Here is a 20208-nt window from a genome sequence, read left to right as displayed (position 1 = left end):
CGTGCCCTTCGCGGAGCCGGCGGGCGGCGGTGCGCCCGGGCGCACCGGACCGGCCTCGGCGGTCGCCCGGCGGTCCCCGGCGCCGCTGCTGGCCGTGTGCGCCGGGTACTTCATGGTCATCCTGGACGTCACGATCATCAACGTGGCCGTGCCGGTGGTGGGCCGGGAGCTGTCGGCCTCGCTCACCGGTATCCAGTGGATCACGGACGGGTACACCCTGGTCTTCGCCGGGCTCCTGATGACCGGCGGCGCGCTGGGCGACCGGCTGGGCAACCGGCGCGTCTTCTGCTGCGGTGTCGCGCTGTTCACGGTGTCCTCGGCCGCCTGCGCGCTCGCGCCGAGCGCCGCCGTCCTCGTGGCTGCGCGCCTGGTGGAAGGGGGCGGCGCCGCGCTGATTGTGCCCGGCTCCCTCGCCCTGCTCCAGCAGGCCTATCCGGCGCCGGCGGCGCGCTCGCGCGCCTTCGGGCTGTGGGGGTCGATGGCGGGCATCGCGGCCTCCGCCGGACCGCTGCTCGGCGGGCTGCTGGTGTCCACGGTGGGCTGGCGGTGGGTCTTCCTCATCAATCTGCCCGTCGGCGCGGCCTGCCTGCTGCTGACACTGCGGTACGTCGCGCCCTCGCCGCGCAACGCCGCCCGGGCCCTGGACTGGCCGGCACAGTGCACCGTCGTCGCGGCGGTGGCCCTGCTGACCGCCGCGCTGAACGAGGCCGGACGGCGCGGCTGGTCCGATCCCGCCGTACTCGCCGGGCTGGGCCTGACCGTGCTGGCCGTCGCGGCGTTCGCCCTGCGTGAGCGGGTCGCCCGGTCTCCCGCCCTTCCGCTGTGTCTGCTGCGATCGCGCCCGATGGGCGGTGCCGCCGTCGTCGGCCTGCTGTTCAACTTCGCCTTCTACGGCATGGTGTTCACCGCCAGCCTGGACTTCCAGCGCCGGCGCGGCCTCAGCGCCCTGGAGACCGGTCTGGCGCTGTTCCCGGCGGTGGCGATGACCATGTTCGCCTCCGTCCTGTCCGGACGGCTGAGCCGCCGCACCGGCGATCGCCCCCTGGTGGTCTCCGGGATGCTCCTGGGCGCCCTGGGGCTGGCCGGCTGGGCGGCGGCGGGACCCCGTCCGGCCTACGCCCTGCTGGTGGCCCCGATGATGGCCACCGGGTTCGGCACGTCCTTCGCCCTCACCGGCTCGACCGCCACCGTGATGGGCGCCGCACCGCCGGCATACGCGGGGGCCGCCTCCGCCCTGTTCAACACCACCCGTCAGATCGGCAGCGCCACCGGCGTGGCCCTCGGCGGCAGCCTGCTGGCGGCCGGCGCCGGAGTGCGCATCAGCATGGCCGTCGGCGCCCTCGCCTACCTGACCGCCGCGGCGCTTGCCTGGCGGTGTGTCCCGGCGAAGGCGGACGTGGGCGACCGATGACCGGGGGCGCCGCACCGGCTCGTCCGGGCGTCAGGGGACGTACGCGGGCGACACGGCAGCCGTACTGATCCGCCGAGCCACCCCCGACCCGTCCGCGGGCACCTGGTACAGATCGGCGCCGTAGTCACCCGGCAGCGCGTACACAACCGTACGGGCGTCCTTCCACACCACCTGGTCGTCCACACTCCGCCGCTCGGCCAGCGGAGTCTCCCGCATGGTCCGCAGGTCCAGGACGTACAGATGCCAAGGGGCGTCCTTCGGCAGGCCCTCGACCCGCTTCTTGTAGGCGATCCGGGTGCCGTCGGGCGACAGGGACGGGCACTCGACGTTCGCGTGCAGGGTCGTGACCGTACGGGCGCGCAGGTCGCCCCGGATCAGATACGTGCGTCCCTTCGTCGCCAGCGTCGCGTAGAACGTGCGGTCGTCCGCCGCGAACGTCACGCCCCAGAAGTTGGCGTCCGCCGCGTGGTAGGTGTGCCCGTCACTGACGATGCGGAAGGCCTCCAGGGACGGGATCAGCTCACCGCTCCTCGTGTCCACGATCGCCGCACGCGTGGAGAAGTTCGTACCGGCGTAGGAGTCGCCGCCCACGAACGCCGTCCAGGCGGCGAAGCGGCCGGTGGGGGAGACGCGGGCGCGGGACGGGATGCCCGGGACGTCGTACCGGTGGACGGTGCGCAGGCGGGCGTCCAGGATCAGTGCCCGGTAGGTGTCCGAGACCGGGCCGTGCACGGCCTGCAGACAGACACCGGTGCCCGAAGCGGCATGGAAACGCAGGCACTTGACCCCGGACGCCGTCCGCGCCCCCGACGGATCGCCGGCCGGAACACTGACGAGCTCGTCCCGGTGCGGCCCCCACGCCATGTTCCGGAACACCATCCGCCCGTGCCCGGTCAGCGTCACCGCCCCCACCATGACCCGCGGACCGCCCGCCTGCGCCTGGTCACGGCGGTCGGCGCGGGCCGAGGCGTGCAGCACGGACGCCAGTCCCACCGCCGCGAGCACGGCGACGGCGCCGACCAGGATCAGGACGCGGTTGCGTACGGTCATGCGGGCACCGTCCCCTTCGGGCGCAGGGTGAGGGAGAAGGCGGCACACGCGGCCAGCGCCACCGCCGCGCCCGCCAGCGCCGCCCGGTCGCCCCACACCGTCCAGGCCACGCCGAACAGCAGACTGCAGGTGAACCGGGCCGCGGCCTGCCCCGTCTGCACCAGGGCCAGCCCCGACGAGCGCAGCGCCTCCGGCACCCCGTCCGAGGCCGCCGCCATCAGCACCCCGTCGGTGGCCGCGTAGAAGGCGCCGTGCAGGGCGAGGACGACGTACGGCAGGGCCGAGCCGTGCCACGCGGTGAGCAGCAGCGCGTACGCGACCAGCAGAGCACCGTGCCCGGCGACGAACACCGCCCACCGGCCCACCCGGTCCGCGAGCCGTCCGAGCGGCACCGCCAGCAGCAGGAAGGAGGCGGCCGTACCGAGCGGCAGCAGCGCGAACCACCGGTCCGGGACGCCGAGACGGCGCTGGAGCAGCAGATACACGAACGAGTCACTGACCGTGGCCAGCCCCAGCAGCAGCGCGCACACCGCGATCCGCCGCAGCCCCCGCCGCCGCAACAGCCCCACCGCACCCAGCAGGGTGGGCCGCTCGTCCGCGGCCGCGCCACCGCGCCCGCCCGGCACGAACAGCACCAGGACCAGCACGCCCAGCACCGCGATGCAGAAGCTGACGGTGAACACCGCGTCGTATCCGTCGACCGTCGCCCGCAGGATCAGGAAGGCCACCAGCGGTCCGAGCAGCGCACCGGCCGTGTCCATGGCCCGGTGCACCCCGAAGGCGCGCCCCCGGGTCTCCGCCGTACTGGACAGCGAGATGAGGGCGTCCCGGGGCGCCGTCCGCAGCCCCTTCCCCGTGCGGTCGGCGGCGAGGACCAGTCCGATCGGAGTCAGAGAATGGGCAACCAGCAGCAGCGGCTTGCACACGGCCGAGACCGCGTACCCCAACCCGGCGACCCATTTGTGCCGCCCGCCGCCGCGATCGGCGAGGTGCCCGCCCACCAGCCGCACGACCGCCGAGAACCCGTTGTAGACGCCGTCGAGCAGCCCGAACCCCAGCGGCGACAGACCGAGCCCGCTGACCAGGTACAACGGCAGTACGGCCGTGACCATCTCGGACGACACGTCCGTCACCAGACTGACCGTTCCGAGCGCGAGCACGGTCGGGGCGATCGCGGCACGACGCCGCCCGGCCAGTGGCCGGACGGCACCGTCCGCGGACGCCGGCGTACTCGCGCGGCTGTCCGCTACGTACACGTCAGGACGCCCAGATGCCGGTGATGTCCTTGGCGGAGGCCGCGTTGCCCGCGTGCGAGGTCAGCCCCTGGGTGTCCTCCAGGGTGCGCAGCAGGTCGTAGTGGTTGTACGTGGTCGAGCTGGACGACCCGGCCGTCACCGGCTGCCCGTACAGCACGGTCGGAATCCGGTTGCCGCTCAGCCGGTTGTCCTCGTCGAACGTGACGACGAGCAGGCTGTTGTGGGTCTTGGCCCAGGTCGCGTAGGCACCCAGGTTGTTCTTCAGCCAGGTGTCACCGGTGGACACCGAGCAGTCGTGCATGTCGCTGCACAGGTTGGGGACCACGTACGACATCTGGGGCAGCGTCGAGAAGTCCGTCGGGAACTGGTCGAACGTCATGGCGCTGTCCGCCGGCACGTTGCTGAACCCGAACCACGGGTTGTGCTTCTGGGCGTAGTCGCCGCTGCCGCACGTGGTGTCACCCTGGCTGGGCAGATCCTCGTTGTAGCTGGCCCAGGTACGGCCGGCGTCGATCACCTCGGACGCCAGGTTGGGCTCCGAGGAGAATCCGGGCGTGACACAACTGTCGTCCGTGATGCCCTGGGTGTCGCCGGAGAACATCGCGTAGTAGTTCGGCTGGCTCGGGTGGGTCTCGGCGTATGACTGCGTCAGGTTGGCACCTCCCGACTTCAGCGAGTTGATGTACGGGGCGCGGGAGGAGCCGATGACCTGGCTGTACGCGTGGTTCTCGAAGACCACGACGACCACGTGGTCCGGGCTCGGCACGGCGCCCGCGGCGTGCGCGGACTCTGCGCCGATCCCGGTCCACAGCCCGAACGCGGTGGCGGCGAGGGCCGCTGTGGATGCCACGACGGTACGGGCACGGCGGTACACGGAACTGCCGGACACATCAACCTCCGGTGTGGGGGTGGGACGGGGTTGGCGGTGCGGACAGAGCATGCTCACGTCAATACTCCCCCGCCGTACGGCACCCAACCGGGACGGTGAAAACCAGATGAACTACTCCGGCTCCCCATGCGCGGGGCCGCGGCCGCGCACGGCGGGAAGGGGACGTGTCGGGTGGTGTCCACCCGCAGCGGCCGGCGAAAACGCCTTGCAACACCCAACAACAGCCCGCCGGCCCGAGGACGGACACCACCCGGCGCGGCACCGACTCACGGACAACGCCAGGCGCGACCCCAGCCACGACGCACCCGCACTGGCCGCCGCAGGCAGTGACCACACACCCGCACAGCACCACGCACCCGGACCGATCCCGCAGGGCGCAGGGCCCGCACCCGCACGACACCACGCACCCGGAATCCACCCACAGGACCCACCACATACGCGCGCCCCGCTCCGCATCGTCAACGCACCGGCACAGCCCCTCCCGCACACCGGCCCCGCAGGGCGCAGGCACCGGCAGAGCGCCACGCCACCCGAGCCGGCCCCGCAGGGCCCACGGACCGGCAGAGCACCACGCACTCGGACCCCCGCAGGGCCCCGCACCCACACGACACCACGCCCCCGGACCGACCCCGCAGGGCCCACGCACCGGCAGAGCATCACGCATCGGACCCCGTAGAGCCCGCACCCGTACGGCACCACGCACCCCGAATCCACCCACAGGACCCAGGTACCCGCGCCCCGCTCCGCCCCCATCGGCAACGCACCGGCACAGCCCCCTCCCGCACCCGAACCGGTCCCGCAGGGCGCAGGCACCGGCACAGCCCCCCGCACCCGAACCGGCCCCGCAGGGCGTACGCACGGCAGCGCCTCACGCACCCGAGTCAACCCCGCAGGGCGCAGGCACCGGCACAGCCCCCGCACCCGAACCCGCCCTCAAGGCCCCACACCGGCACAGCCCCCCGCACCCGACCCCCACCCCCGCCCCGCAGGCCCCCGCATCCGACCCCGCCCCGCAGGAGCCCCCCGCTCGGCGAAGCCCCCCTGCCCCCCTCCGGTTAGGCTCTGGCCAGGACGATTCCGGTCCGAGACGCACGCACACGCATGCAGCCGCACCCAAGGGGAGGCACGGAGATGACGCCGGGGCGCAGAAGCAGTACCTTCACCCGCCTGCTCCGGCACGGCTTCACCGACCCCTCCGCGGCGGAGCGCCTCCTGGACGGCCCGGAACTCGCCGCCGTCCGCGACGACCCCGTCCTCCTGGAAGCCCTGGGCGCCACCGCCGACCCGGACCTCGCCCTGCACGGCCTGGTCCGCCTCCTGGAGGCCCAGGACGGCCCAACGGCCCACCGCGAACTGCTGGACACCCTCATCGCGGCCAAGCCGCTGCGCGACCGCCTCCTCGGCGTGCTCGGCGCCTCCGCCGCCCTCACCGACCACCTGGCCCGCCACCCCAGCGACTGGCACGCTCTGGTCACCTACGAGCCCCGGGACCTGCACCCCGGCGTCGAGGAGTTCGAGCGCGGCCTGGCCGAGGCCACCGACCCCGTCTCCCTCCGCGTCGCCTACCGCCGCTGTCTGCTCTCCATCGCCGCCCGCGACGTCTGCGGCACCACGGACGTCGCCGAGACGGCCGCCGAACTCGCCGACCTCGCCACCGCAACCCTCCGCACCGCGCTCGCCATAGCGAAGGCGCACGCCCCCGAGGACGCCGCCGCCTGCCGCCTCGCGGTGATCGCGATGGGCAAGTGCGGCGGCCACGAACTGAACTACGTCTCCGACGTGGACGTGATCTTCGTGGCCGAAGCGGCCGAGGGGACCACCGAGGCCAAGGCGCTCACCGCCGCCACCCGCCTCGCCTCCCACCTCATGCGGATCTGCTCGGAGACCACCGTGGAGGGCTCCATCTGGCCGGTGGACGCCAACCTCCGCCCGGAGGGCCGCAACGGCCCCCTGGTCCGCACCCTGTCCTCCCACCTCGTCTACTACCAACGCTGGGCCAAGACCTGGGAGTTCCAGGCCCTCCTCAAGGCCCGCCCGGTGGCGGGGGACGCGGAACTCGGTCAAGCCTACGTAGACGCCCTCGAACCCCTCGTCTGGAAGGCGGCCGAGCGCGAGAACTTCGTGCCGGACGTCCAGAAGATGCGCCGGCGCGTGGTGGAGAACATCCCCGCGTCCGAGATCGAGCGCGAGCTCAAGCTCGGCCCGGGCGGCCTGCGCGACGTCGAATTCGCCGTCCAGCTCCTGCAGTTGGTGCACGGCCGCACCGACCAGGCCCTCCGCAGCGGCACCACCCTGGACGCCCTGCAGGCCTTGGCCGCCGGAGGCTATGTCGGCCGCGAGGACGCCGCCCGCCTGGACGAGGCGTACCGCTTCCTGCGCTCGATGGAGCACCGCATCCAGCTCTACCGCCTGCGCCGCACCCACCTCGTCCCGGTCGCCGAGGAGGACCAGCGGCGCCTCGGCCGCTCCCTCGGCCTGCGCACCGACCCGGTGGCCGAGCTGATCCGGGAGTGGAAGCGGCACACCGGTGTCGTACGCAGGCTCCACGAGAAGCTCTTCTACCGCCCGCTGCTCGACGCGGTCGCCCAGCTCGCCCCCGGCGAGGCCCGCCTGAGCCCCGAGGCGGCCCGCGAGCGCCTCGTCGCCCTCGGCTACGCCGACCCCGCCGCCGCCCTGCGCCACCTGGAGGCCCTGGCCTCCGGAGTGACCCGCAAGGCGGCGATCCAGCGCACCCTGCTCCCCGTCCTCCTCGGCTGGTTCGCCGACTCGGCGGACCCGGACGCGGGCCTGCTGAACTTCCGCAAGGTCTCCGACGCGCTCGGCAAGACCCCCTGGTATCTGCGCCTGCTCCGGGACGAAGGGGCGGCCGCGGAAAACCTGGCCCGCGTGCTGTCGGCGGGCCGCCTGGCGCCCGACCTGCTCATGCGCGCCCCCGAGGCGGTGGCCCTGCTGGGCGACGGGGACGGCGGCGGCCTCGACCCGCGCGGGCGCGCCCACCTGGAGCAGGAGATCCTGGCCGCGGTGGGCCGCGCGGAGAACGCCGAGCAGGGCGTCACCGCCGCCCGCGGCGTGCGCCGCCGGGAGCTGTTCCGTACGGCCGCCGACGACATCGTCGGCTCCTACGGCACCGAGACCAACCCCGCCGAGGCCGACCAGGGCGCCCTGGTGGACCGGGTCGGCGCGGCGGTCTCCGACCTCACCGCCGCCACCCTCGCCGGCACCCTGCGCGCGGTGGTCCGGGACGGCTGGGGCGACACGCTGCCCACCCGCTTCGCGATCATAGGGATGGGCCGTTTCGGCGGCCACGAGCTGGGCTACGGCTCCGACGCGGACGTCGTCTTCGTGCACGAGCCGCAGGACGGTGTGGACGAGCACGAGGCGGCCACCGCCGCGAACAAGGTCGTCGCCGAGATGCGCCGACTGCTCCAGCTGCCCAGCTCCGACCCGCCGCTGCTCATCGACGCCGACCTGCGCCCGGAGGGCAAGTCGGGCCCGCTGGTGCGCACCCTGAAGTCGTACGAGGCGTACTACCGCCGCTGGTCCCTGGTCTGGGAGTCCCAGGCGCTGCTGCGGGCGGAGCCGGTCGCCGGGCACGACGAGCTGGGCCGGCGCTTCACCGAGCTCATCGACCCGCTGCGCTACCCGCGGCGCGGGCTGCCGGAGGACGCGGTCCGCGAGATCCGCCGGCTGAAGGCCCGGATGGAGTCCGAGCGCCTGCCGCGCGGCGCCGACCCCAAACTGCACACCAAGCTCGGCCCGGGCGGGCTGTCCGACGTCGAGTGGACCGTCCAGCTGTTCCAGCTCCGGCACGGCTGGGAGCAGCCCGGTCTGCGCACCACCCGCACCCGCCAGGCGCTGGCCGCCGCCCGCGAGGCCGGGCTGCTGTCCGCCGAGGAGGCGGAGATCCTCGACGAGGCCTGGGTGCTGGCGACGCGCGTGCGCAACGCGGTCATGCTGGTGCGCGGCCGGGCCGGGGACACCTTCCCCACCGAGCCGCGCGAGCTGGCCGCCGTGGGCCGCTACCTGGGCTACGGCGCCGGGCACGCCGGGGACATGCTGGACGCCTACCGCCGTACCGCCCGCCGGGCGCGCGCGGTGGTGGAGGAGTTGTTCTACGGCGACGGAGGGTGACGCCCGGCCGGAGCCACGGCGCTCAGGCCCGGGCGCATACGGCAGCGCGCCGCCACCCGGGCTACGGCGCCGGGCACGACGCCGTACCACCCGCCGGGCGCGCGGTGGTGGAGGAGCCGTTCTACGGCAACGGAGGGTGACGCCTCGTCGGAGCCATGGCGCTCAGGCCCGGGCGCATACGGCAGCGTGCCGCTACCTGGGCTGCGCCGCCGGGCACACTGCAGTACCACCCGCGCCCGGCCGGAGCCGCGGCGCTCAGGCCCGGGCCGTCGCACGCTCCGGCTCGGGGCGCCGGGCCGGGAGCAGCCTGGGCAGGGCGTACGGCAGCGCGCCGTACCACAGCCGCACCACCGTGAAGCCGAAGGACAGGCACAGCACACCGCCCACGGCGTCCAGCCAGAAATGGTTGGCCGTGGCAACGATGACCAGCAGGGTGGCCGCCGGGTAGAGCAGGCCCAGCACCCGCACCCAGGGCACGGACGCCAGCGCGAAGATCGTCAGCCCGCACCACAGCGACCAGCCGATGTGCATCGACGGCATCGCCGCGTACTGGTTCGACATGTGCTTCAGATCGCCGGAGGCCATCGAGCCCCATGTGTGGTGCACCGTCACGGTGTCCACGAAGCCCCCTCCGCGCATCAACCGAGGCGGGGCGAGCGGAAACAGATAGTAACCGAGCAGGGCCACACCGGTGGTCGAGAACAGCGCCAGCCGCGCCGCCGCGTAACGCCCCGGATGCCATCGGTACAGCCACACCAGCACACCGATCGTGACGATGAAGTGCAGCGTGGCGTAGTAGTAGTTCATGCCGATGATCAGCCAAGTGACCGAGTTGGCGGCATGGTTGACGGACTGTTCGACGGCGACGCCCAGCTGGTGCTCGACCCGGAAGATCCAGTCGGCGTTGCGCAGCGCCTTGCCCTTCTGCTCCGGGACGGCGTTGCGGATCAGCGAGTAGGTCCAGTAACTCACCGCGATCAGAAGGACCTCGAACCAGAGCCGGGGCCGGCGCGGTCGCCGCAGCCGCCGCAGCGGACCCCTGCCGTCCTCGCCCGTGATGGTGTGAGGAACGGCCACCTCCTCGCGACCTTCCGACTGCGTCACGGTCGAGTCACTCATAGGCATCAAGTCTGCCAGAAAAGGGTCCTTCGCCCGATCATCCCAAGGGCGGGTCCGCCGCGCACCTTCTACGACGTACGGACGACATGCGGCGCAGAAGCGGTCGAACCGCGCACCACCAGCTCCGGCATGAACACGAACTCGCTGTGCGGCGCGGGCGTCCCGCCGATCTCCTCCAGCAAGGTGCGCACCGCGGCCTGGCCCATCGCCGGCACCGGCTTGCGGACCGTGGTCAGTGGCGGGTCGGTGAAGGCGATCAGCGGGGAGTCGTCGAAGCCCACCACCGACACGTCCCGGGGCACGTCCAGACCCCGCTGCCGGGCGGCTCGTATGGCACCGAGCGCCATCATGTCGCTGGCGCACACCACGGCCGTGCAGTCCCGGTCGATCAGCGCGGTCGCGGCCGCCTGACCGCCCTCCAGCGTGTACAGCGAGTGCTGGATCAGCTCCGTCTCGATCACCGGGGCGTCCAGGCCCAACTGGTCCTGCACGGCCCGCACGAAGCCCTCGATCTTGCGCTGCACCGGCACGAACCGCTTCGGCCCGAGGGCGAGCCCGATCCGGGTGTGCCCGAGCGACACCAGATGGGTCACCGCGAGGGTCATCGCGGCCCGGTCGTCGGGGGAGATGAACGGCGCCTGCACCTTCGGCGAGAACCCGTCCACCAGCACGAACGGCACGCCCTGCGCCCGCAGCCGCTCATAGCGCTGCATGTCGGCGGTGGTGTCGGCGTGCAGGCCGGAGACATAGATGATCCCCGCGACCCCCCGGTCCACCAGCATCTCGGTCAGCTCGTCCTCGGTCGACCCGCCCGGCGTCTGGGTGGCGAGCACCGGCGTGTAGCCCTGGCGGGTCAGCGCCTGGCCGATGACCTGGGCCAGGGCCGGGAATATCGGGTTCTCCAGCTCCGGGGTGATCAGCCCGACCAGGCCCTCGCTGCGCTGCCGCAGCCGGACCGGGCGCTCATACCCCAGCACGTCCAGCGCGGCCAGCACGGACTGGCGAGTGGTGGCGGCGACGCCCGGCTTCCCGTTGAGGACCCGGCTGACGGTCGCTTCGCTCACCCCCGCCTGCGCAGCGATGTCCGCAAGCCGTGTGGTCACGGCACTGGACTGTACCGGTCGTATGTCGCCTTGCACACCGACGGGACGCCGTGCACGAGCGGCCGGACGGCCCGCCCTGGGTTGCTGCCTCATCGGGCTCCCTCGAATTGGTGGCGGCAAGAGCTTGCAGAGTCTTGCACACGTGTTGTCTCTCCGCTGAGCGGTAACGACAGGGTAACCATCGTGTTCCCTTGCACTTTTTTTCTGCAAGGTCTTTCGCAACGCTTACAACGCTGTTACGTTCCTGGTCGCTCGGCGGCCGCAACGGCGCAGTCGGCATCACACGGGCTAAACCCTCAAGGAGAACTCATGCGGCGTGGCATAGCGGCCTCCGCGCTGGTGGCGTCCCTCGCCCTCGCGGCGACGGCCTGCGGCGGCGGGAGCAGCAGCGACAGCGGTAAGTCGGACGGCCCGGTGACCATCACCTGGTGGGACACCTCCAACGCCACGAACGAGGCGCCGACGTACCAGGCCCTGATCAAGCAGTTCGAGGCTGCCAACAAGAACATCAAGGTCAAGTACGTCAACGTCCCCTTCGACCAGGCGCAGAACAAGTTCGACACCGCGGCCGGCTCCAAGGGCGCCCCGGACGTGCTGCGCTCCGAGGTCGGCTGGACCCCGGCCTTCGCCAAGAAGGGCTACTTCCTGCCGCTGGACGGCACCGAGGCCCTCGCCGACCAGGCCAAGTTCCAGCCCAGCCTGATCCAGCAGGCCCAGTACCAGGGCAAGACCTACGGCGTGCCGCTGGTCACCGACACCCTGGCCCTCGTCTACAACAAGGCCCTGTTCAAGAAGGCCGGCATCACCGAGGCCCCCAAGACCTGGGACGAGCTGAAGTCCGACGCCGCCAAGATCCAGGCCAAGACCGGCCAGTTCGGCTACTGGGGCTCCACCCAGGCCTACTACGCCCAGACCTTCCTCTACGGCGAGGGCACCGACACCGTCGACGCGACCGCCAAGAAGATCACCGTCGACTCGGCCGCCGCCAAGAAGGCCTACGGCACCTGGCTGAGCACGTTCTCCGGCAAGGGCCTGCACAAGGCCGACACCACCGCCGACGCCTACGCCCACATCCAGGACGCGTTCGTCAACGGCAAGGTCGCCGCGATCATCCAGGGCCCCTGGGAGATCACGAACTTCTACAAGGGCAGCGCCTTCACGGACAAGTCCAACCTCGGCATCGCCACCGTCCCGGCCGGCTCCTCCGGCAAGGCGGGCGCCCCGACCGGCGGCCACAACCTCGCGGTCTACGCCGGCTCGGACAAGTCCCACCAGGACGCGGCGCTGAAGTTCGTGAAGTTCATGACCTCGGCGGCCTCCCAGGAGACCATCGCGCTGAAGAACTCCACCCTGCCCACGCGTGAGGACGCCTACACCGCCCAGGTCAAGGCCGACCCCGGCATCGCCGGCTACCAGGCCGTCCTGCCCGCCGCCCAGCCCCGCCCGGCGCTGCCCGAGTACAGCAGCCTGTGGGGTCCGCTCGACACCGAGCTGCCGAAGGTCGCCGACGGCAAGGAGTCGCTGGACAAGGGTCTGAGCAACGCCGAGGTCGCCATCGCCAAGCTGGTGCCCGACTTCAGCAAGTGACGCCCGGGTGGCCGCCGGATCCTCTCGTCAGGAGGGGAAGGATCCGGCGGCCACCGCCCTGTGCCCGGCCAACCCCTGATCGTTTTGAAGGTGTCGAACCATGACAGTCGCCATCGACCGCGCGACCGGCAAGCGCCGCGGTGACCGCGCGCCTCGGCCCGGGCTGGGGCAGCGCATCAAGAACGGCTACCAGAGGTACTGGTACGCGTACGCGATGATCGCCCCGGTGGTCGTCGTGCTCGCCGTGATCGTGGGATATCCGCTGCTCCGCGGCGTCTACCTGACGCTCACCGACGCCAACAGCCTGAACTCGGCGCGCACGATCGGCGTCAACCACATCCCGGCCACCTACAAGTTCATCGGGTTCGGCAACTACAAGGACATCCTGTTCGGCCCGCTGTCCTACGACCGGTTCTGGTCGCACTTCCTGTGGACCGTGGTGTGGACCGCCGCCTGTGTGGCCCTGCACTACACCATCGGCCTGGGCCTCGCGCTCATGCTCAACGAGAAGCTGCGCGGCCGCACCTTCTACCGCGTGCTGCTGGTCCTGCCCTGGGCCGTGCCGACCTTCGTCACCGTCTTCTCCTGGCGGATCATGCTCTCCGACTCCGGCGTGATCAACCAGATCCTGCACGCGCTCCACATGCCCCAGCCGCAGTGGCTGGAGGACACCTTCTGGCAGCGCTTCGCCGCGATCATGGTCAACACCTGGTGTGGTGTGCCGTTCATGATGCTCTCGCTGCTCGGCGGACTGCAGTCCATCGACTCCTCGCTCTACGAGGCGGCCGAGATGGACGGCGCCAGTGCCTGGCAGCGCTTCCGGCACGTCACCCTGCCGGGCCTGAGGTCCGTCAGCTCCACCGTCGTACTCCTCGGCATCATCTGGACCTTCAACCAGTTCGCCATCATCTTCCTGCTGTTCGGCCCGACCAGCGCCCCCGACGCCCAGATCCTCGTCACCTGGGCGTACTTCCTGGGCTTCGGACAGCAGCCGCGCGACTTCGCCCAGTCCGCCGCGTACGGCGTACTGCTGCTGTCGATCATCACCGTCTTCACCTCCTTCTACTTCCGCTGGCTGAAGCGCAATGACCAGCTCGCCGTCTGACGCCGCAGGAGCCGCCGCCATGAGCACCACGACCCTGGAAAAGACCGAGGCCGGGCCCGTCCCCGCCGCGCAGTCCGCGCGCCGCGTCCGCCGGCGCGGCGAGCGCGGCCCGCTCGGCGCCGCCCTCCTGCACGGCGGCCTCGCCCTCGCGAGCCTGATCGCACTCGCCCCGGTGGCCTGGCTGATCTTCCTGTCGCTCGGCCCCGAGAAGGACGACTACCTGCACCCGGGCAAGATCCTGGGCAAGCTCAGCTTCTCCAACTACAGCTTCGTGCTGCAGCACACCGGCTTCTTCGACTGGTTCAAGTCGACGATGATCGTGGCCGGCGGCACCACCCTGATCGGCGTCTTCGTCGCCGCCACCACCGGCTACGCGGTCTCCCGGATGCGCTTCCCCGGCTACAAGCAGCTGATGTGGGTCCTGCTGCTCACCCAGGCCTTCCCGATCGCCATCCTGATCGTGCCGATGTACGAGATCTTCAGCCAGCTCGATCTCATCGACACCTACTGGGCGCTGATCGTCATCAACTGCACCACCGCCGTGCCGTACAGCGCCTGGCTGCTCAAGGGGTACTTCGACACCATCCCCTTCGAGATCGACGAGGCCGGACGCGTCGACGGACTGAGCCCCTTCGGCACCTTCTTCCGGCTGATCCTGCCGCTGGCCCGCCCGGGCCTGGCCGTCGCCGCGTTCTACAACTTCATCACCGCCGTCGGCGAGGTCGCCTTCGCGACCACCTTCATGCTGGACGACTCGAAGTACACCTTCGCCGTCGGTCTGCAGACCTTCGTCAGCGAGCACGACGCCCAGTGGAACTACATGGCCGCCACCGCGGTGCTGATCGCGATACCCGTGTCGGTGTTCTTCTACCTCGTGCAGAAGAACCTCGTCACCGGTCTCACCGCCGGCGGCACCAAGGGCTGACGCCCACCCCGGGACTCCCGCGCGCCTCACCGCGCGGGTAGGCGGCCGCGGTGCCCATCCGACCCCGCTGTCACCGCGGCCGCCTCGCACACGCACCCCCGGCCCACCGCATCCGCCGTCGTATCACCCACGCGCCCATGACCCGAACCCCGTTACACATCAAGGACGCCATGAGCCAGCAGCCCCCCGCCGCACCGGCCCACCACTCCGCCGTGGCCGCCGTCGCCGACCGCCGCCGTGACTGGTGGCGGGACGCGGTCATCTACCAGGTCTATCCGCGCAGCTTCGCCGACAGCAACGGCGACGGCATGGGCGACCTGGAAGGCGTACGCTCCCGCCTGCCCTATCTGCGTGACCTCGGCGTCGACGCCGTGTGGCTCAGCCCCTTCTACGCCTCCCCGCAGGCCGACGCGGGCTACGACGTCGCCGACTACCGTGCCGTCGACCCGATGTTCGGCAACCTGCTCGACGCCGACGCCCTGATCCGCGACGCCCACGATCTGGGACTCAGGATCATCGTCGACCTCGTGCCGAACCATTCCTCCGACCAGCACGAGTGGTTCAAGCGCGCCCTCGCCGAGGGCCCCGGCTCCCCGGTGCGCGAGCGCTACTACTTCCGCCCCGGCAAGGGGAAGAACGGCGAACTCCCGCCGAACGACTGGGAGTCCATCTTCGGCGGCCCCGCCTGGACGCGCGTGACCGAGCCGGACGGCACCCCGGGCGAGTGGTACCTGCACCTCTTCGCGCCCGAGCAGCCCGACTTCAACTGGGAACACCCGGCCGTCGGCGACGAGTTCCGCTCCATCCTGCGCTTCTGGCTGGACATGGGCGTGGACGGCTTCCGCATCGACGTGGCCCACGGCCTGGTCAAGGCCGACGGCCTGCCCGACCTCGGCTCCCACGACCAGCTCAAGCTGCTGGGCAACGATGTCATGCCGTTCTTCGACCAGGACGGCGTCCACGCGATCTACCGCCAGTGGCGCCGGATCCTCGACGAATATGCCGGTGAGCGCATCTTCGTCGCCGAGGCCTGGACGCCGACCGTCGAGCGCACCGCGAACTACGTACGCCCGGACGAACTGCACCAGGCCTTCAACTTCCAGTACCTGAGCACCGAGTGGGACGCGAAGGAGCTGCGTACGGTCATCGACCGCACGCTGGAGGCCATGCGCCCGGTCGGCGCGCCCGCCACCTGGGTGCTGTCCAACCACGATGTCACCCGGCACGCCACCCGCTTCGCCAACCCGCCCGGCCTCGGCACCCAGATCCGCACGGCGGGGGACAGGGGACTGGGCCTGCGCCGGGCCCGCGCCGCCACCCTCCTCATGCTCGCCCTGCCCGGCTCGGCGTACATCTACCAGGGCGAGGAACTGGGCCTGCCGGACGTCGTCGACCTGCCGGACGAGGTGCGCCAGGACCCGGCGTACTTCCGCGGCGCCGGCCAGGACGGCTTCCGCGACGGCTGCCGGGTGCCGATCCCGTGGACCCGCGAGGGCTCCTCGTACGGCTTCGGCGCAGGCGGCAGCTGGCTCCCGCAGCCCGCGAGCTGGGGCGAGCTGAGCGTGGAGGCGCAGACGGGCGTCCCCGGCTCGACGCTGGAGCTGTACCGCACGGCCCTGGCCGCCCGCCGGACGCAGCCCGACCTGGGCGCGGGCGACGCGGTGGAGTGGCTGCGGGCGTCCGAGGGCGTCCTGGCCTTCCGGCGCGGGGAGTTCGTCTGCGTCGCGAACACCACGGGGGAGTCGGTGGCGATTCCGGCGTACGGCCGTGTGCTCCTCGCCAGCGGTGAGGTGACCGAGGCCGACGACGAGACCAAGGTGCCGGCCGACACGACGGTGTGGTTCACGACCATGTGACACAGGCGGCCTGACGGCCCGTCGACAAGTTCTTGCATCAACTTCACAACGGCCCGCTGTCTTTCAGGCAGCGGGCCTTTAACATCTGCGTCACCGCAAGTTTGCTGAAACATTGCAGCAAGCGCCTTCAGCGGTCTTTCCCCAGCCTTCAAGGACGAAGGACCCCCACATGGCACGCAGACACATGGCACGCAGAACCCTCCCCGCGGTGGCCGCCCTCACGGCCGCCGCCCTGGTTGGCATGAACCCGACCACCGCCGACGCCTCCCCGCCCGGCACCAAGGACGTCACCGCCGTCATGTTCGAGTGGAACTACGCCTCGGTGGCCCGCGAGTGCACCACCACCCTCGGCCCCGCCGGCTACGGATACGTCCAGGTTTCCCCGCCCGCCGAGCACATACAGGGCTCGCAGTGGTGGACGTCGTACCAGCCGGTGTCGTACAGGATCGCGGGCCGGCTCGGTGACCGGACCGCCTTCAAGAACATGATCGACACCTGTCACGCGGCCGGCCTGAAGGTCGTCGTCGACACCGTCGTCAACCACATGTCGGCGGGCAGCGGCACCGGCACCGGCGGCTCGGCGTACAGCAAGTACGACTATCCGGGCCTGTACTCGTACCCCGACTTCGACGACTGCACCTCCCAGGTCACCAACTACCAGGACCGCTGGAACGTCCAGCACTGCGAACTCGTCGGCCTGGCCGACCTGGACACCGGCGAGGAGTACGTCCGCAAGACCATCGCCGGCTACATGAACGACCTGCTCTCCCTGGGCGCCGACGGCTTCCGCATCGACGCGGCCAAGCACATCCCGGCGGACGACCTGGCCAACATCAAGAGCCGCCTGACGAACCCGTCCGTGTACTGGAAGCAGGAGGTCATCTACGGCGCGAACGAGGCCGTCCAGCCCTCCGAGTACACCGGCAACGGAGACGTCCAGGAGTTCCGCTACGCCTACGACCTCAAGCGCGTCTTCAACAACGAGAAGCTGGCCTACCTGAACAACTTCGGCGAGGGCTGGGGCTATCTGAGCAGTTCGGTGGCCGGCGTCTTCGTCGACAACCACGACACCGAGCGCAACGGCTCGACCCTGAACTACAAGGACGGCGCCAACTACACCCTGGCCAACGTCTTCATGCTCGCCTGGCCGTACGGCGCCCCCGACATCAACTCCGGCTACGAGTGGTCCGACGCGGACGCGGGCCCGCCCAACAACGGGCAGGTCAACGCCTGCTGGCAGGACGGCTGGAAGTGCCAGCACGCCTGGCCGGAGATCATCCGCATGGTCGCCTTCCGCAACGCGACCCGCGGCCAGGCCGTCTCCGACTGGTGGGACGACGGCAACAACGCGATCGCTTTCGGGCGGGGCGGCAAGGGATATGTGGCCATCAACCACGAGTCCGGCAGCCTGACCAGGACGTACCAGACCTCCCTGCCCGCGGGCACGTACTGCAACGTCCAGAACAACACCACGGTGACGGTGAACTCCAGTGGGCAGTTCACCGCCACCTTGGGCTCGAACACGGCGCTCGCGCTCTACGCCGGGAAGTGGAGCTGCTGAGCCCGGACGACTACTTCCAGGTGTCGTTCGTCGTGTAGCCGGACGAACTGCCCGTCGTGTACGAGCGGTTCGTCCCGGACTCCCAGGTCACGTTCCCGGAGCCGTCCTTCTTGAGGTACTTGTACTCGAAGGCCGTGCTCTTGGGGACGATGACCAGCCTGCTCCACTTCGGGTAGGAGGCGGAGGACAGGGGGACGGCGTCGCTGGTGTTCCAGGAGCCGAGGGACGGGATGGAGCCGACGACGTAGACGTTGGTGCCCCAGTCGGTCGTCGCGTTCTCGTTGAAGGTGACGTCGGTGGCGTCGGCGTCCGCCACGTTCCAGGAGTTGTTGAGCGAGAGCGCCGACGTCGTCGTGGTCGCCGACCTGTTGGCGTTCGACTCCCACGTCACATTGCCCGAGCTGTCCTTCTTGATGAACTTGTAGGTGAAGGACGTGTTGACCGGCACGCTCACCTCGCCCGACCAGACCGGGTAGCCGGAGGACGACAGCTGGACCGCCTTCGAGGTGTCCCAGCCGCCCAGGGCCGGGATGGACCCGACGACGTACACGTTCGTGCCGGACGTCGTGGACGCGTACTCGTCGAAGGTCGCGCTGACCGTGTCGCCGGACCTGCCGCCCGCGTCGCCGCAGCCCACCGTGCAGGTGTAGGAGGAGTTGTAGAAGGCGACGGCGCTCTTCGCGGGGACGGTGATCGACGCGCTGCCGCCCGACACGGTCACCGTCGTCGCGCCACCGTCGACGACGTTCCTGTACGTACCGTCCGCCATGCCCGTCGCGAAGGTGTACGTGGCCGGCGAGGTGCCGTTGTTGAGCGCGAAGAAGCCCTTGCCGCTGCGGCCGAAGCCGAGCACGCTGGACGACTTGGTCTGCCAGTCGGAGACGGCCGCCGTGTCGGTCGCGTTGTGCCAGGCCACCATGCCGACCACGGCGGTGTCGCGGTCCAGGCAGTACCAGGCGCCACCGGAGCAGTCCGTGTCCGTGACGAAGCCTGCGGAGTTCGGCGGGGCCTGGTCGCTCTGGGTCCATTCCCAGCTGGCGTACACCGTGGGCGTGGACCACTTGTAGGCGAGCTCGAAGAGGTTGGCGAGCTTGTAGGTGTCGCCGTCCTTGTAGGAGAGATGGAGGCCGTTGCGCTCGGTGTCGTGGTTCGTCACGAAGGACACCGAGTTCGCGGCCGGCAGGATGCCGCTGCTCCCGATCGAGGCCAGGTCGCTGGCATTGCCCTGGAAGGCCGACTTCAGCTTGCTCGCGTAGGTGAAGTCCAGGACGTCACCGGAGGCGTAGTAGTCGGAGGGCTGCGGGGTCGCGCCCGGGTAGACCTCCTGGAAGACGTACGGCGCCGAGCCGGACGTGGTGTTGGTCAGCTTGGACTCGATCGCCGCGAGGTCGGCCTCGGGGATGTGCTTGGCGGCGTCCACGCGGAAGCCGTCCACGCCGAGCGCCAGCTGGGAGTTGAGGTAGTTCGCGAGGCCCGTGCGCACGGTGTCCGAGCCGGTCCTCAGGTCGGGCAGGCCGAGCAGTTCGCAGTTCTGGACCTGGGTGAGGTTGGAGTAGTCCTGGATGGTGAGGTCGGAGGTGGGGCAGTCGGAGGAGTCGTGGTAGTCCGAGCGGTCCCAGTCGGGGGTGGCGTACTTGTTGCTGATCGTCGTGCCGTTGTAGCCGGTGCCGGTCTGGGCGGCGGTGTGGTTGATCACCGCGTCCGTGTAGACCTTCACGCCCGCCTTGTGGCACGCCGTGATCATGGCGCTGAACTTCGCCTGGCTGCCGAACCGGCTGTTCAGGCTGTACGAGTAGGGCTGGTAGACGTCCCACCAGTAGTACGACGACTGCTTCAGGGACTCCTCCGGCGGTGCCACCTGGACCGCGCCGTAGCCGGCCGAGCCCAGCACGTTCGTGCACTCGGAGGCGATGGAGTCCCAGTTCCACTCCCACAGGTTGGCGATCACATCGCCCTTGGCGGTGGTGCCGGCCTGGGCGGGCGTCGAGGGAAGGGCGATGGCTCCGGCCAGTGCGAGGGCGCCCGCGGCCGCGGCGGTCGCGGTGCGGCGGAGGACACCCGGGGGTCGGTGTCTGCTCATGTGCGGCTCCGAAAGAAGGGGCAGCGTTCAACAACCCGTGAGCGTGAGGGAGTTGAGAGAGGCACGTCAAGGTTGACGCTGAAACTTCTTGCTATGAGTTTCAAGACTCTTGCTGTAAACCTTTCGGCGGCGATA

At 70.7% G+C, this 20208-nt stretch carries 13 protein-coding genes; 7 read left to right on the top strand and 6 right to left on the bottom strand.

Going from position 1 to position 20208, the window contains the following annotated elements:
* Nucleotide 1 precedes the first annotated feature (1 nt).
* A complete protein-coding gene (locus ACZ5NH_RS08810; RefSeq protein ID WP_468773688.1) occupies nt 2–1411 on the top strand; it encodes an MFS transporter in 1410 nt (469 codons plus the stop codon).
* A gap of 30 nt (nt 1412–1441) precedes the next feature.
* Here ACZ5NH_RS08810 and ACZ5NH_RS08805 read toward each other — a convergent pair whose 3' ends face one another.
* From ACZ5NH_RS08805 to ACZ5NH_RS08795, 3 genes are read right to left on the bottom strand one after another with little or no spacing between them, the layout of a single operon-like run.
* The gene (locus ACZ5NH_RS08805) at nt 1442–2461 is read right to left on the bottom strand and encodes a TolB family protein (RefSeq protein WP_468773686.1); all 1020 of its coding nucleotides are present in this window, start codon (nt 2459–2461) and stop codon (nt 1442–1444) included.
* Nucleotides 2458–3717, bottom strand: coding sequence for an MFS transporter (locus ACZ5NH_RS08800; protein ID WP_468773684.1), 1260 nt, complete (start codon nt 3715–3717; stop codon nt 2458–2460). The genes ACZ5NH_RS08805 and ACZ5NH_RS08800 overlap by 4 nt, the downstream gene beginning before the upstream one ends.
* 1 nt (nt 3718) lies before the next feature.
* On the bottom strand, nt 3719–4606 hold the full coding sequence (locus ACZ5NH_RS08795) for an alkaline phosphatase family protein (protein ID WP_468773682.1): 888 nt from the start codon (nt 4604–4606) through the stop codon (nt 3719–3721).
* A gap of 1131 nt (nt 4607–5737) precedes the next feature.
* Between ACZ5NH_RS08795 and ACZ5NH_RS08790 the strand changes: the two genes are divergently transcribed.
* The gene (locus ACZ5NH_RS08790; RefSeq protein ID WP_468773680.1) at nt 5738–8737 is read left to right on the top strand and encodes a bifunctional [glutamine synthetase] adenylyltransferase/[glutamine synthetase]-adenylyl-L-tyrosine phosphorylase; all 3000 of its coding nucleotides are present in this window, start codon (nt 5738–5740) and stop codon (nt 8735–8737) included.
* 255 nt (nt 8738–8992) lie between these two features.
* Here ACZ5NH_RS08790 and ACZ5NH_RS08785 read toward each other — a convergent pair whose 3' ends face one another.
* Nucleotides 8993–9856, bottom strand: coding sequence for a phosphatase PAP2 family protein (locus tag ACZ5NH_RS08785; protein ID WP_468773678.1), 864 nt, complete (start codon nt 9854–9856; stop codon nt 8993–8995).
* 68 nt (nt 9857–9924) lie between these two features.
* Nucleotides 9925–10959 (bottom strand): LacI family DNA-binding transcriptional regulator, encoded by a 1035-nt coding sequence (locus tag ACZ5NH_RS08780; protein ID WP_388621690.1) that lies wholly within the window; start codon nt 10957–10959, stop codon nt 9925–9927.
* A 309-nt stretch (nt 10960–11268) separates the two neighbouring features.
* Here ACZ5NH_RS08780 and ACZ5NH_RS08775 point away from each other — a divergent pair, with 309 nt between their 5' ends.
* The 5 genes from ACZ5NH_RS08775 to ACZ5NH_RS08755 all read left to right on the top strand — a co-directional run bounded on the left by ACZ5NH_RS08775 (nt 11269) and on the right by ACZ5NH_RS08755 (nt 17993).
* Nucleotides 11269–12546, top strand: a complete 1278-nt coding sequence (locus ACZ5NH_RS08775; RefSeq protein WP_388621688.1) for an extracellular solute-binding protein — start codon at nt 11269–11271, stop codon at nt 12544–12546.
* A 100-nt stretch (nt 12547–12646) separates the two neighbouring features.
* On the top strand, nt 12647–13651 hold the full coding sequence (locus ACZ5NH_RS08770; RefSeq protein ID WP_388621686.1) for a carbohydrate ABC transporter permease: 1005 nt from the start codon (nt 12647–12649) through the stop codon (nt 13649–13651).
* A gap of 19 nt (nt 13652–13670) precedes the next feature.
* The gene (locus tag ACZ5NH_RS08765) at nt 13671–14576 is read left to right on the top strand and encodes a sugar ABC transporter permease (RefSeq protein ID WP_388621684.1); all 906 of its coding nucleotides are present in this window, start codon (nt 13671–13673) and stop codon (nt 14574–14576) included.
* 170 nt (nt 14577–14746) lie between these two features.
* Complete coding sequence (locus tag ACZ5NH_RS08760; protein WP_468773674.1) at nt 14747–16432, top strand: glycoside hydrolase family 13 protein; 1686 nt, start codon at nt 14747–14749, stop codon at nt 16430–16432.
* A 184-nt stretch (nt 16433–16616) separates the two neighbouring features.
* Nucleotides 16617–17993 (top strand): alpha-amylase, encoded by a 1377-nt coding sequence (locus ACZ5NH_RS08755; protein WP_468774225.1) that lies wholly within the window; start codon nt 16617–16619, stop codon nt 17991–17993.
* A gap of 10 nt (nt 17994–18003) precedes the next feature.
* Here the strand turns inward: ACZ5NH_RS08755 and ACZ5NH_RS08750 are convergent, their stop codons facing one another.
* The gene (locus ACZ5NH_RS08750; RefSeq protein WP_468773672.1) at nt 18004–20073 is read right to left on the bottom strand and encodes a carbohydrate-binding module family 20 domain-containing protein; all 2070 of its coding nucleotides are present in this window, start codon (nt 20071–20073) and stop codon (nt 18004–18006) included.
* Between the last annotated feature and the right edge of the window lie 135 nt (nt 20074–20208).

It is taken from the genome of Streptomyces sp. NPDC031426 (genome assembly GCF_055581585.1).
Note: the sequence above shows the minus strand (reverse complement) of the source record. Positions and strands in the feature narration are given on the sequence as shown.

What these genes read in the sequence shown, in the direction of transcription:
- ACZ5NH_RS08805 (WP_468773686.1), bottom strand. Translation starts at nt 2,461, where the DNA reads ATGACCGTACGCAACCGCGTCCTGATCCTGGTCGGCGCCGTCGCCGTG.
- ACZ5NH_RS08785 (WP_468773678.1), bottom strand. Translation starts at nt 9,856, where the DNA reads ATGAGTGACTCGACCGTGACGCAGTCGGAAGGTCGCGAGGAGGTGGCC.
- ACZ5NH_RS08790 (WP_468773680.1), top strand. Translation starts at nt 5,738, where the DNA reads ATGACGCCGGGGCGCAGAAGCAGTACCTTCACCCGCCTGCTCCGGCAC.
- ACZ5NH_RS08760 (WP_468773674.1), top strand. Translation starts at nt 14,747, where the DNA reads ATGAGCCAGCAGCCCCCCGCCGCACCGGCCCACCACTCCGCCGTGGCC.
- ACZ5NH_RS08770 (WP_388621686.1), top strand. Translation starts at nt 12,647, where the DNA reads ATGACAGTCGCCATCGACCGCGCGACCGGCAAGCGCCGCGGTGACCGC.
- ACZ5NH_RS08755 (WP_468774225.1), top strand. Translation starts at nt 16,617, where the DNA reads ATGGCACGCAGAACCCTCCCCGCGGTGGCCGCCCTCACGGCCGCCGCC.
- ACZ5NH_RS08750 (WP_468773672.1), bottom strand. Translation starts at nt 20,073, where the DNA reads ATGAGCAGACACCGACCCCCGGGTGTCCTCCGCCGCACCGCGACCGCC.
- ACZ5NH_RS08765 (WP_388621684.1), top strand. Translation starts at nt 13,671, where the DNA reads ATGAGCACCACGACCCTGGAAAAGACCGAGGCCGGGCCCGTCCCCGCC.
- ACZ5NH_RS08775 (WP_388621688.1), top strand. Translation starts at nt 11,269, where the DNA reads ATGCGGCGTGGCATAGCGGCCTCCGCGCTGGTGGCGTCCCTCGCCCTC.